Source organism: Bradyrhizobium sp. CCBAU 11386 (genome assembly GCF_028128955.1).
Lineage (GTDB): Bacteria > Pseudomonadota > Alphaproteobacteria > Rhizobiales > Xanthobacteraceae > Bradyrhizobium.
The window spans coordinates 21,395-34,107 of sequence record NZ_LBKA01000194.1 but is presented as its reverse complement, the minus strand read 5'-3'; the positions used below and the strand labels follow the sequence as shown (position 1 = coordinate 34,107).

Annotated in this window: 12 protein-coding genes and 2 pseudogenes; 6 read left to right on the top strand and 8 right to left on the bottom strand. The window is 59.7% G+C overall.

The annotated features are described in order from the left end of the window. Nucleotides 1–216 precede the first annotated feature (216 nt). A pseudogene (locus XI09_RS13855) lies at nucleotides 217–805 on the bottom strand (VIT1/CCC1 transporter family protein). Nucleotides 806–1,686: 881 nt separating this feature from the next. Between XI09_RS13855 and XI09_RS13850 the strand changes: the two are divergent. Continuing rightward, on the top strand, nucleotides 1,687–1,833 hold the full coding sequence (locus XI09_RS13850) for a hypothetical protein (RefSeq protein WP_271567328.1): 147 nt from the start codon (nucleotides 1,687–1,689) through the stop codon (nucleotides 1,831–1,833). A 113-nt stretch (nucleotides 1,834–1,946) separates the two neighbouring features. Then, nucleotides 1,947–2,309: a hypothetical protein gene (locus XI09_RS13845; RefSeq protein ID WP_271567327.1), complete on the top strand. Its 363-nt coding sequence runs from the start codon at nucleotides 1,947–1,949 to the stop codon at nucleotides 2,307–2,309. Between the two features lie 99 nt (nucleotides 2,310–2,408). On the opposite strand, the gene XI09_RS13840 is transcribed toward XI09_RS13845, so the two are convergent. The 5 genes and pseudogenes from XI09_RS13840 to XI09_RS13820 form a co-directional block, all read right to left on the bottom strand. After that, nucleotides 2,409–2,900 carry a universal stress protein gene (locus XI09_RS13840; RefSeq protein WP_271567326.1) on the bottom strand — a complete coding sequence of 164 codons (492 nt, stop codon included), beginning with the start codon at nucleotides 2,898–2,900 and terminating at the stop codon, nucleotides 2,409–2,411. Continuing rightward, nucleotides 2,890–3,228 (bottom strand): hypothetical protein, encoded by a 339-nt coding sequence (locus XI09_RS13835; RefSeq protein WP_271567325.1) that lies wholly within the window; start codon nucleotides 3,226–3,228, stop codon nucleotides 2,890–2,892. The genes XI09_RS13840 and XI09_RS13835 overlap by 11 nt, the downstream gene beginning before the upstream one ends. Nucleotides 3,229–3,575: 347 nt before the next feature. Continuing rightward, complete coding sequence (locus XI09_RS13830) at nucleotides 3,576–4,004, bottom strand: universal stress protein (RefSeq protein ID WP_271567324.1); 429 nt, start codon at nucleotides 4,002–4,004, stop codon at nucleotides 3,576–3,578. Between the two features lie 530 nt (nucleotides 4,005–4,534). Continuing rightward, a pseudogene (gene gpmI, locus XI09_RS13825) lies at nucleotides 4,535–6,086 on the bottom strand (2,3-bisphosphoglycerate-independent phosphoglycerate mutase). Between the two features lie 115 nt (nucleotides 6,087–6,201). Further along, nucleotides 6,202–6,549: a c-type cytochrome gene (locus XI09_RS13820; RefSeq protein WP_271567323.1), complete on the bottom strand. Its 348-nt coding sequence runs from the start codon at nucleotides 6,547–6,549 to the stop codon at nucleotides 6,202–6,204. A 116-nt stretch (nucleotides 6,550–6,665) separates the two neighbouring features. Between XI09_RS13820 and XI09_RS13815 the strand changes: the two genes are divergently transcribed. Together XI09_RS13815 and XI09_RS13810 are read left to right on the top strand one after the other, a co-directional pair. Next, nucleotides 6,666–7,247, top strand: coding sequence for a universal stress protein (locus tag XI09_RS13815; RefSeq protein ID WP_333939086.1), 582 nt, complete (start codon nucleotides 6,666–6,668; stop codon nucleotides 7,245–7,247). 420 nt (nucleotides 7,248–7,667) lie between these two features. Further along, complete coding sequence (locus tag XI09_RS13810; protein WP_271567322.1) at nucleotides 7,668–8,024, top strand: Mth938-like domain-containing protein; 357 nt, start codon at nucleotides 7,668–7,670, stop codon at nucleotides 8,022–8,024. Between the two features lie 48 nt (nucleotides 8,025–8,072). Here XI09_RS13810 and XI09_RS13805 read toward each other — a convergent pair whose 3' ends face one another. Then, the gene (locus XI09_RS13805; protein WP_271567321.1) at nucleotides 8,073–9,200 is read right to left on the bottom strand and encodes a CapA family protein; all 1,128 of its coding nucleotides are present in this window, start codon (nucleotides 9,198–9,200) and stop codon (nucleotides 8,073–8,075) included. A gap of 217 nt (nucleotides 9,201–9,417) precedes the next feature. Between XI09_RS13805 and XI09_RS13800 the strand changes: the two genes are divergently transcribed. After that, nucleotides 9,418–9,582: a hypothetical protein gene (locus XI09_RS13800; RefSeq protein ID WP_271567320.1), complete on the top strand. Its 165-nt coding sequence runs from the start codon at nucleotides 9,418–9,420 to the stop codon at nucleotides 9,580–9,582. Next, nucleotides 9,579–12,254, top strand: coding sequence for an AMP-binding protein (locus XI09_RS13795; protein WP_271567319.1), 2,676 nt, complete (start codon nucleotides 9,579–9,581; stop codon nucleotides 12,252–12,254). Before XI09_RS13800 ends, XI09_RS13795 begins: the two co-directional genes overlap by 4 nt. Nucleotides 12,255–12,353: 99 nt before the next feature. Here XI09_RS13795 and XI09_RS46155 read toward each other — a convergent pair whose 3' ends face one another. Continuing rightward, nucleotides 12,354–12,566 (bottom strand): CBS domain-containing protein, encoded by a 213-nt coding sequence (locus XI09_RS46155; protein ID WP_442869584.1) that lies wholly within the window; start codon nucleotides 12,564–12,566, stop codon nucleotides 12,354–12,356. Nucleotides 12,567–12,713 lie beyond the last annotated feature (147 nt).

The following is a 12,713-nucleotide window of genomic DNA, read 5'->3' as shown; positions in this document are numbered from 1 at the left end:
TCTAATCGAGCGCTCCGTGCTAAAGACCTGGCCCTTGGCCGGGCTTCGAACGCGGATCGAAGAGCCCCGACCTGCTCCAAGTCCTCGCTGGTCCCCGCGCGCGTCTAGGAAGGCCGCTCGTCAGTCCGAAAGCGGACCTATAAGCAGGTGCTTGTCCAATACGTGCCAGTGAGAAGCCAAGAGACTGCATAGGTGGCGTCGCAAGGGCTGCGACGCTCACACAACCTTGCCAACAACTGCGCCAATTCCAGCCGTCAATCCCATCGCGCAGGCCCCCCAAAATGTCACGCGTAGGGTTGGTATCAACAGGCCGGCGCCTCCTGCCTTGGCACCGATCGCGCCAAGCAGCGACAAGAATAGCAGCGAACCCGCAGCGACCGCTGGGATCAAGAGATTGGATGGCAAGACCAAGACAAGCGCAAGCGGCGCTGCCGCTCCGACGGAGAAAGTTGCGGCCGATGCTAATGCCGCCTGCACCGGACGAGCGGTGCTGATTTCCGAAATGCCCAGCTCATCCCGGGCGTGCGCACCCAGGGCGTCCTTTGCCATCAATTGCTTCGAAACCTCGCGGGCGGGCGGGCTCGACGCCTCGCGCGACATAAATCTGAGCAAGCTCTTCCCTCTCAGACACCGGATCGCCCGCCAGCTCGCGCTTCTCACGCGCGAGGTCGGCATGCTCCGTATCGGACTGCGAACTGACTGAAACATATTCGCCAGCCGCCATGGACATCGCGCCGGCAACCAGTCCGGCGATCCCGGTCAAGAGAACATCGCTTCGGGAGGCGGCAGCAGACGCCACTCCCAGGATAAGACTGGCGGTTGATATGATCCCATCATTGGCACCGAGCACCGCCGCTCTCAACCAGCCGATGCGCGCAACGAGGTGGGTCTCTTTGTGGAGACGGCTCATCTGTCCAATTCCCTCTCTCCTTACCTGTCCCCCGGAGGGCCTGGTGAAGAGCCTGCTAATAGTAGACAGCCGATGCGATACTTCTTTCACCCTCGTGACGCTCGGCCACGATCACCGCTCAGGCGCATCGCGATCGTTTCTTAGTCTCCGGAACTGGCGCTTCCCGTAATGATCCAAATCAACAGAGTATTGCATAACGGCGACTTCTGAGTGAACCAGGCGCAGAGATCACCGGCCGGGGGCGGTCTAAGCCTCGATCAAGCCGCGCTCATGACAGGCCTTATGGTAAGGACCTGAACATCACCCTGCTGTTCACGCCGGTCCCTCTCAGCAACGTCGTCCCCGCCCTCGTGATCGCGCTGATCTCCTTGGCCTATCTCGAGGAGGCTATCTCGAGGAGGATGGGCTCCTGCTATCGATCGCGATGCTGGCCAGCGTCGTTGTGCTGGCAGTCGAGTTGGTGGCAGTCTGGGAGACCATCCTCGGCGCGAAATGGATCTTTGGCCTCTGGTCTTAGCCCGGTAAGACGCAAGCGGCACGGAGATCAATGCGAGTTGGTCGTTTCAGCCCGAACATTCTCAACTCCTGTTTGCGCTTTCCGTCAGATCACTAGGACCTCGATCAACGCTGATTGAGGGGGGTAAATCGTCTGAAACTACAGCTGATGTCTCGTTCGAGTCCGTTGATTTGCATCAGATTTGGTGACTGCCTCGTAAGCTTTGATCGGCCACATCGTGGTTGGAAGAGCGAAGCGCATAAATTAGGATTCCCGGACAATGTCTCGCAATATTCTTTACCTCGTCATCGGCGGGCTCGCCGTCATCGCGGGGATACTAGGCTATCAAGTCTACCGGGAGCGACAGAAAACGACTGGCGTCGAGATCAGCATCGGCGAGCGTGGCATTTCAATCGAAAAGAAATAGCACTGCGTCTCCCAATAATGCCGTCGACAGCTGTCGTCGGAGCTTGATGACGCGCGCTAAACTCGGACTGCCAAGAGACCCATATCCACGAGGTCGCACCAAAGAGCCGGACAATGTCGATCGGACTCATCCTTGTGATCATATCACAGGCGCTGACGGCGAACAAATTGATGAAGGATTCCACGGCCGCTCGGCGCCGCGTTGACAGGGATCAAGCTGAACTCGTGGCCAGCCAGCGGCTGGCCCAAACTTTCCGCTGCGCGAATTTATCAGCTAGAGCATCTTCCCGCAGCCTGGCTGCTGGTGGCTACTCTGATCGCCAATGTGATCCTACAACTGCTAACACAATATGGACCTTGCGCGGCCAGCCAAAGGCGTTTGGTATTGCCATGCCTGGCCTGGTCTCACCTGCGGCTGCTGCTCTGTTGACTTTTAGGAGAGGCACTTTGCTCGGCCCATGGCTGGCGGCGCCGTGATGCCCCGTAGATACTTCGGCCTCGTACGAGGGGTACCTATCGGCATCGAACTGCCCTCTTGATGAACGAACTCGCCGTCCATCGGCCGCCGGCGCAGATTCAATGTGACATCAGTAGGCAGAAAGGCGCTTCGTTAAGGAGACCACGCGTCATACCTCCGAACATCCATTCGCCCAAACGGCTGTGGCCGTACCCTCCAGTTACGATCAGATCCGCCCCCCCATCGCTTGCTAGCCGGATAAGCTGATGTGCATCAGTCTCCGCCATTTGAACGCGAACCTCGGTTCGGCATTTCGCTCCGTGGGCCTGCAAATATTTGGCGACATCGCGAAGTCTCCGGTGGGCCGCATCCTGCTCATCCGACGTACAGATTTCGATGATCATTACTTCTGCAGCCTCGGTGAGGAACGGAAGCGCATCCCGAACTGCGATGCGGGCTTCTCGGGTATCTTTCCAGCCAACGACGACGCGGTCGGCCCGCAGCTCCGAAACATATTCCGGAACAAAGAGTGTCGGACGCCCCATTCGAAGCATCGCCTCGGCGGGATCAACATGATGGTATGGGTCCATCCCGTCTTGGTCACGCTTCACGACCACTAGGTCCGCCGACCTTGTCCTCCGCCAGAAACACGGTCGGATACTGGACTGTCCAGCGCCACTCGACTCTCTCCTGCTGAAGTCCAACGATGCTCCGAAACCACTGTTCCTTGCCAACCAGAACGGACTTCATCCGCTCCAGATCGGCTGCGGTCGTTTGCTGGATGATGACGCCTTCCGCAACAAAGGTCGGCTCAACCTCAAGGGCGGAGACACCGACGAGGAATGCTCCGAACTTGTTCGCCACGCCACGCGCCACGCGCACCTGGCCCTCTGCTTGCTGGGTGGGATCAACGTAAACCATCACTGTGGCGATGGACACCGGCCTGCTCCACTCGTCTCGATGGTGTAACCTCGCACCAGCCTCGCAGGATGCGGTTGACACAGATCAAGTTCGGATCGCCGCAGCTGCTGGATTTGAAATCCGAGTTGCATTTTGCGGGGCGCAAAGGAAGGGATCTCCAACGTACCAGAGAGCTCGCTCGAACTTCCGGCCAGCCTGCAACGCCGCCTCGGACTTCCGCTTCTCGTGCTCTACGGCACCGGAATTACGGTCGGAGCGGGGATCTACGTCCTGATGGGTCAAATGGCCGACCGCGCACATACGATTGGTTGTCGAGCGGCCCACCTGACACCTCATTGCGAAGCCGGTCCAGCTGAGCCTAGACTTCAGTGCCGCACCACCAACACCGAGCATTTAGCGTAGCGCACCACATGGCTGGCGTTAGAGCCAAGGAGATAGGTGCGCATCGCGGGCCGATGCGACGTCATCGCGATCAGGTCGGCGCGGATGGCTGCGGCTTCCTCAAGAATTTCGTGGTAAATGCCGCCCTGCCGTACAACGATCGAAATCCGCGACGGCTCGATGCCGGATTCACGCGCCACGATAGCGAGGGCTTCTTCGGAAGTCTGGCGCTGCTGGGCGTCGAAATCGGTCGGCACATATTCGGCCAGCGTCGCCGGCGTCATCGGCAGCACATAGAGCAGGCGCATCGTGCTCTTCCAAGTATTAGCGAGCGTTGCCGCAACAGAAATCGCAGGCTTCGCCAGATGATCGGTGTCGGCGAGATCGATTGGCACCAGGATGAACTTGAACATCTGCGCCTCATCGGGGACTATCAAATCCAAATCACGCCATGCGAACTGGCGTGCGAATCAGGGCTGGATCACGTTTGCTTCGGGTGGCATCGTAGGTGCCTTTCCTCAAGCGGCGAACGACAAGCACTCCAGTGTCCGTGGCGCTTCTCCGCTCCGAGCGTTCTGCTTTCCACGCACACACCTGCTGCTCCGTACAATTTCCTGCATAACGATTTCCATCGATGGGATGGAGCATCTCGTTACAGCTTGCCCCGATGCTAGAGCTCACCGCCGTCGGTCTTTGTTCGTCGTCGAAAAGCGCCTGCCGGCTACCCGCACCACTACCGGTCTTACGTCTTGATAGAGGTCCCAAACATGAGCGCCGAAAAGACCGACACTCGCCAAAGCCAGCGAAATCACGATCATTACCGCCTCCTCTTGTTGCTAGCCCAATGAGTAGCAGAGGAGGCCGGCTCTCGAAATTTCGGTCATTTGCTTAGGTGGTTTCCCGGAGGAGAGCCAACTCAAGCAGGACGCTTACGATCTTACCTTTATTCTTCCCAGACGCCCGCTGCTGCAACAGCGCCCGGCCGCAGAAGGGAAGTCCCACTCATCTCCATCGGCTTCGGCAAGCCCATCAGTTCCAGTAACGTAGGAGACATCCGCAAGCCGTCCTTGCGCTAGCGATGTATCGCCAGCGCCCGCCAGCAGGACTGGCACGGGATTTGTCGTGTGGGAGGTGTGGGGACCACCAGTTTCGGGATCCCGCATTAGCTCGCAATTGCCATGGTCAGCGGTGACAAGAAAAACGCCGCCGGCTTTTCGTATTGCCTCTGCGAGGCGGCCCAATCCCGTATCGACAGTCTCGACAGCCTTGACCGCTGCCGGCAGGTTGCCGGTGTGACCGACCATGTCGGGGTTGGCATAATTCAGCACGATCAGGTCGTACCTGCCGGAGCCAATCGCATCCACGGCCTTGTCAGTTAGTTCGGCAGCCGACATCTCCGGTTGCAGATCATAGGTTTCAATTTTAGGGGACGGAACCATGATACGGTCCTCGCCCGGATACTGGACCTCTCTACCGCCGTTAAAGAAGTAGGTCACGTGTGCATACTTCTCAGTCTCGGCCATACGTAACTGCGTGCGGCCCGCGTCGGCCACCACCTGGCCCAAGACGTTTGGAAGGCTCTGGGGCGGAAAGATTGTCTGCATGAACGCATCCAGTTCCTCACTGTATTGCGTCATGCCAACCGCGGCGGCGAGATGCACGGTTTGCCGGCGCGGGAAGCCGGAGAACCTGGAATCGAGAAGAGCTGAAAGAATCTCGCGCACGCGGTCGGCGCGAAAGTTGAAGCAAAGCACGCCGTCTCCCTCCCGCATGCCACGATAGTCGCCGACGACCGCAGGCAACACGAACTCATCGCCGGTATCGTTCGCATAAGCAGCGGTGATCACCGCGAGAGGATCGGGGAAGCGTGGCCCTTCCGCTTTCACGATCGCGTCATAGGCTTTGACCACGCGCTCCCAGCGATGGTCGCGATCCATGGCATAGTATCGCCCACAAACCGTCACGCTCGGAACGGAGGGCGGCAGCGCCGCGCTCAGGCGCGAAATATCCCCAATTGCAGACCGCGGCGGGGTGTCACGGCCGTCGGTAATCACATGCAAGACTGCAGACACACCGGCCTCAGTGAGTATCTTCGCGAGCGCTACCGCGTGATCCTGATGCGAGTGCACGCCCCCTGGTGAGACCAAGCCCAAGAGGTGGCAGGTACCGCCGGTCTGCCGCAGCCGGTCGATCAGGCCGATGAGGGCGGCCGTATGCTTGATCTCGCCGTCGGCAATCGCCGCGCTGATGCGCGGCAGGTCCTGCATCACGACGCGACCGGCGCCAATGTTGAGATGCCCGACCTCAGAATTACCCATTTGCCCTTGCGGCAGCCCGACATCCTGGCCCGACGTTCGCAGGAGGGCATGCGGGCAGCTGCCCCATAGAAGGTTGAAATTGGGAGTTCGCGCCTGACGAACGGCATTGTCAGCGATCTCGTCTCGCCAACCCCAGCCGTCCAAAACGACCAGCATCACGGATCGGCGCTTGTGCATGTCTTGAGCCCCCTCGCTTACCCGACGGGACCGATCGAAAGGAGATGAGATACTATCTGTCGGCGTGTCGCGAACCTGCGACACCGTCTCGATCCCCTGTGAGCATGCCCCGATCTCATTTCTTGACCGCGAGAGCGTAAAGGTAGGCAAGGATCGCGTGGACGTCTTCATCGGAAAATTCGATCTGTGGCATTTCCCTGTGCTTGGAAACCATGCCCTCCGAGAGCTCTGCTTGCAGCTCGCGTGGATTGAACCGGGCGTAGATATCGCGCATCGGCGGGGCTTCCTTGAGCGGGCTCTTGCCAACAGCTTCGATCGCGTGGCAGCGGCCGCATTTTTCTTGAAGGACCATCTTGCCTTGTTTCGCTACCTTGCTGAGGTCGGCGGCCTCGATGTGTGCCGGCAAGCACAGAAGCAATCCGATGCTGAGGCTGAGAGCCTGCCCCACGAAACGCGCTGCCATTCGTCTGTACTTCCCTGAGACCGGGTTCGCGGACCGCGCGGACAGGACACCGACTGGGCGATCAAATAGCCGTGGCTTCATCGGCATCACTTTGCGTGCCCATTCCGGTCGCCCCGGTGAACAAGGCCTCCGTATGGCCTCCCGAACCTCAGGCGTCTTTGATTCAGATCATGATGACTGGCGCGCCAGCGCTTAGCTTTTCCAACCTCCTTTCCTGGGTAGACGGTATGCATAGGCATATTTTGATTCCAACCGACGGCTCTGCACTGTCGCAGACAGCGGTCGAATACGGCATCGCACTAGCCAAGTCGGTCGGTGCCAAGGTCACGGTCCTGACCGTCTCCACTCCCTTTCACACCTTTGCGCTCGAGCCGGTCATGGTCACCGATACGCCAGAGCAGTACGCGAAGCACGTCGCGACCGTCGCGAGCAAATATCTGGATGCCGCCAAGGAGGTTGCATCGACGAGCGGGGTGAGCTGCGAGACATTGCATCTCGAGCATGATCACCCCTATCAGGCGATCATCGACACGGCAGCCACGAAATCATGCGACCTGATCGTCATGGCATCACATGGCCGACGCGGGATCTCGGCCATTGTGCTGGGGAGCGAAACCACCAAGGTGCTGACGCATAGCAGCATCCCGGTGCTTGTCGTTCGTCCACCGAACCACTCACTCGTCTTCCTCCCATCTTAGGTACGGAGTACGGTTTTTCGCACTCATCCCGGTACGTCGCGGAGCTGCGCCGGGTAAGCAGCGTGACTCACTTGCGAAGCACGAAGCCTGCCGCCGCCGGCCTCTCACTCGCCGCTCGGGAGTCGACCGGAGCAGCTCTTTCACGAAAGCTTGATCAGTCGATCACACCTTCGAGCCCGCACGCCGGAGCCATCTGTCGACAACTCCCTCTCCAAGACGATCAATGTCCCCGAATATTGTCCGTTCGCCGAGTTTAGCCGGGTCTATGATTTGGCGTATGATCTGCAATTAATAGGCTGCACGACCTTCCGCCCCAATCCCGTGACCGGAATAGTCCTGAGCGAGGGTGAGATCGGCGTCGAGGCACCTCACTGCTGTGTGGTCGAGCGGGAGGCGGACTAATGCGTGGAGGATATGGCGATGACGATTGAGGGCACCAGGTTCGGCGAGATAACCATTGACGGAAGGACATATGACCACGACGTGGTCATTCGGCTTTCAGGTGAAATCGTGAAGCGCAAGAAGAAGCTGTCGAAAAAGCTCTATGGTACCTCGCACACACTCTCAAAAGACGAAGCAAAATTTCTTTTCGAGAAGGGCTGTGAGCAGATCATCATCGGCTCCGGCCAAATGGGCAATGTGCATCTGTCGCCGGAAGCCGAAGCCTATTTCAAGAAGCATGGCTGCAAGGTCCTGCTGGAACCGACAGCCGAGGCAATGGGAGTGTTCAACCGATCGCGTGGAAAGAAGATCGGGCTCTTTCATGTGACCTGCTGAAAGGTCCCCTCGCAAGCTTTGCTGCCCGATCGTTCGCGACCGGAACAGTCAGCCGCCTTTCTTTGGTCCGGTGACCACGAGCCGCGCCTCGGAATCAAGCGCAAGCCTTGTCCCGAACCTCTGACATTCCCGATCGAGAGTCTGCGCGATCCATTCGATGTCCTGCCGCTCCGGAACGGAGAGACGGAAGTTCTTGATCTGCAGGGGAAGCAGTTTGAGCGCGTGAAGGTCTCCGCCGGAAGCATCCAGATCCGCGAAATACATCAGCGCCAAATCGTCGCGGTACCTCGCATAACCACGGATCCCCTCATAGTCATTCAGAAAATCACCGCAGCCGTAGAGGATGAGACGATCGCGATAGACTTCGATTGGTCTCGGGTGATGCGACGAATGGCCGTGAATGATGGAAACATCGGCCTTGTCAATAAGCGTCCGCGCGAACGTCCGCTGCTGATCCGGGATATGATATCCCCAATTAGATCCCCAGTGGATCGAAACGGCGACGAGATCGTCCGGCCTCCTGAGTGCGGCGATCTGGTCAACGACGCGCAGGGCGCTCGCCTCGGACTGGTCTGGCAGCAAGTTGACACCTGGACCATCGCCCGTCGCCGCCCAATCAACCGGAACGCCGCTTGACGGCGAGCCAAAGGAAAAGACCAGGAGCCGCGCCTTCGAAAGCTTGAGCACGGCCGGTGCGCGCGCCTCCTCAGCATTGCGCCCCGCACCGGCTACCTTGATGTCGAGCTTTTGCAGAGTCATCAGCGTCTCGAGCAGACCGGCGCGGCCCCAATCGATCACATGGTTGTTGGCCAACGTGCAGCAGTCGATCTTGGCGGCGTCGAGGCATCCAGCATTTTCGGGACTCATGCGGTAGTTGATACCCTTGTGCACGTAATCGTTGCTGCGGGTCACCGCCGTTTCGAGATTGACGATGCGCGCATCCGGCTGCATGTGCTCGAATTCGTTCAGTGCAGCGCCCCAGATGTAGGACGGGCCGTTGCATCGCGGAATCGGTCCGTTCGCCTGCTCGGCAAGCAGAACGTAATCCTCCGCCGATCGCATATAGTCCTCGTAAATCTCGGGGCTGCAGGGGTGCGCCAGCACCTGGTCGATGCCGCGTCCGCACATAACATCTCCGCACAGGAAGAGCCGGACCATGCGTGATCTGTCAGTCATGGCAAGTCACAGTGGTTCGAAGGGAAATGCAGCGGGCGAAGTGGCGTGCCGGCATTCATGATGACGACCCAGACTCGGCCATGGCGATGGGGGTGAAGATATCCTTCCAAAATGGTCCGGCTTCTTGACCTAGCTCAGCTCAAAGCTTTGGCCAGAGGCTTGCAGCCGTCTTGACTCTAGTCAATGCCATCTAAGTGGCGCGAACTAAGTAGATTTCATGGATGCTGCATCGGGCAATGACGAGCTGCGCCGCAACCTGACCGCGCTGGTGCGCGATCTCGTCCGCGAGCTCCATCCCCAGCGCAGCCGCTTCATCGAGATCGAGCCCTCCAGCCGCATCGAACGCGATCTGGGATCGACAGCCTCGCCCGCACCGAATTGATCCTGCGCATCGAGCGGGCTTTTCATGTGCACCTTCCCGCACAGGCGATCGGAGAAGCCGAGACAGTCGAGGATCTGGTCCGCTCTCTCGAACAAGCGGGTCCCGCACTCGAGCACGCTGCTTTCGCCGTACCGCCGTCTCCCCCGCTTCCGGCCGTACCGGCAGCGAGCGCGGCGCAGACCCTGATCGAAGTGCTGGACTGGCACGCTGCGCGACACGCCGATCGCCTGCATTTGACCGTGCTGCAGGACGAGGCGACGGTTCTCGGGGCGCTCACCTATGGGGAACTTGCGGCCAGAGCCAGGCGCATGGCGATGGGTCTGATCGGTCGCGACGTCTCGCCGGGAGACCGGGTCGGCCTCATGCTCCCGACCAGTGTGGAATTCTTTGTGGCGTTCTTCGGCATTCTCTATGCTGGAGCAATCCCGGTACCGATCTACCCGCCAATGCGGCTTTCGCAGCTCGAAGATCACTTGCGGCGGCAAACCGGGATCCTGCGCAATGCCGGTGCCTGCATGCTCATCACGATGCCGGAAGGGCGGCAATTGGCGGGTTTGTTGGGCAATCTGGTGGAGAGCCTGACCACGGTAGCCAGCGTTGACGATATCGAAGTATCGGCATCGACGGTCACGTTACCTCAGCTCACGGATGCGAGCGCACTAGCATTGATTCAGTATACATCGGGTAGTACTGGTGACCCAAAAGGCGTTGTGTTGACCCACGCGAATCTCCTTGCCAACATCCGGGCGATGGGGACGACGATGGACGCAAGTTCGGCTGACGTCTTCGTTAGCTGGCTGCCGCTGTACCACGATATGGGGCTGATCGGCGCCTGGCTCGGATACCTGCACTATCCGGCAAGACTCTACGTGATGTCGCCGTTGAGCTTTTTGATCCGTCCTCAAAGTTGGCTTTGGGCGATGCACAGGTATCGCGCAACATTTTCGGCATCGCCAAACTTTGGCTTCGAACTTTGCCTTGCCAAGATCACCGCCGACGATCTGAAGGGACTCGATCTTTCTTCGCTGCGCATGGTCGCCAACGGCGCCGAGCCTGTCAGCGTCCAGACGTTGCGCAAATTTACCGAACGGTTCGGCCGCTACGGTTTCCCCGGGCGGGCAATGGCGCCGGTCTATGGGCTCGCCGAGTCCTCAGTTGGCCTGGCCTTCCCGCCCCTCGGCCGCGGACCATTGATAGATCGCGTCGACCGCGACCAGCTCAGCATTCACGGCATCGCTGCACCGGCAGGGCCCGACGGTACGGTGGCGCTGGAGATCCCGGCTTGCGGCCAGCCACTTCCGGGACATGAAATCCGGGTGGTTGACGAGGCCGGTTACGAGCTTGGCGAGCGGCGAGAAGGACGGGTGGAGTTCCGTGGTCCATCGGCCACGCGCGGCTATTTTCGCAACGAGATCAAGACCCGTGAACTGTTTCACGGCGACTGGCTCGACACCAGCGACCGCGGCTACATGGCCGGAGGCGATATCTTCGTCACCGGCCGCATCAAGGACATCATCATACGTGCCGGCCGGCATCTCTATCCCCAGGAGATCGAGGAAGCGGTTGCCAATGTGCCCGGCGTTCACAAGGGCGGTGTAGCGGTGTTTGGGGTCGCCGATCGCGGTTCCGGCACAGAACGAGTCGTTGTGCTGGTCGAGACTCGGGAGACCGATCAGGCGGCCCGCGCTAGCCTGCAAGCCCAGGCGCATGAGGTGGTAACCGATGTCGCAGGCACACCGCCTGACGAAATTGTGCTTGCGCCCCCACGCACCGTGCCGAAGACCTCCAGCGGAAAGATCCGCCGCAGTGCAGCCAGGGATCTCTATGAGAGCGGCCATATCGGCCCGAGCCGACGTGCGCTGTGGTGGCAGCTGTTGCGTCTTGCTGCAGGAGGCGCAGGTCCACAGCTCAGGCGGCTCGGCCGATTGCTCGGTGAAAGCCTCTATGCAGCGTGGTGGTGGATCGCGCTTGGCTGCGCGTTCGTCGCCGGATGCCTCGCAGTGCTCGTTCTGCCTGCGCCGAAGGCGCGCTGGGCGGCGCTTCGGCGGATCGGGCGCATTTCGCTGGCCGCTATGGGGATACCTCTTACAATCCGCGGCATTGAAACAATTCCGGCGCAGGGAGCTGTGCTGGTGTTCAACCACTCCAGCTATATGGATGCCCTCGTCCTCGCCGCCACGCTTCCCGGCGAACCGGCTATCGTCGCGAAGCGCGAATTGGCGCAGCAGCGGATTGCCGGACCGATTCTACGCCGACTCGAGATTCCCTTTGTCGAACGTTATGACGTCTCGGCAAGCTTGGCGGACGCCACGACACTCGCCGCACTTGCCCGCGCGGGGCGTCTCCTTGTCTTCTTTCCTGAAGGGACGTTTACCCGCAGGGCCGGACTGTCCAGCTTTTACCTCGGCGCGTTCAAGATTGCCGCTGAATCCAACCTTCCCATCCTGCCCGGCATCATAAAGGGAACGCGAACAGTCTTGCGTAGTGACCAGTGGTTTCCTCGCCGCAGCGCGATCAGCATCGAGTTCGGCGCTCCGGTCCTGCCCACAGGTACCGACTTCCAATCAATCGTTCGGCTGCGCGGCCAGGTCCGGCAATTGATGCTCGCGCGCTGCGGAGAGCCTGATCTGGAAGAACTCGTCAAGCCCGAGCCCGTGCTTCCTCCCACCTGACAGGAGAGCCGTGAAGATCCTCCCAAGCCTCCGCAAACGGAGCGGCAGTTCCTGCGATGCTCTGCGTTACGTGAGCGAAGAATGCGCTCAACCCACTGACTATCTCGCCTTCGCACCCTCCTCGGTTCGGCTCAAACAGTGCTCCAAAGCAGTGATCAATTCGAACCGGCTGATCATCCCGATCACCTCGTCGGCACAGACTACTGGTATCTGCGAGACTCGACGCCGGTCCATCTCGGCAACAACGTCATCGATCGTGGCGTCCTCGTCGCCTTTTTCAACAGAATCGGCCCTAACTCGAAGTCCAGACATCAACCTGCTCTGCTAATGCGGTCGCATCGTCGATCTCGATTCTGAGTTATCGGACTGCACTCTCGATTTTTCGAGTGACTCAATAAGAGCTGCACAGCGCGCAAGTTGATATCAGGATCATTGGGAGCACGGCGCGTTCTGCCCAAC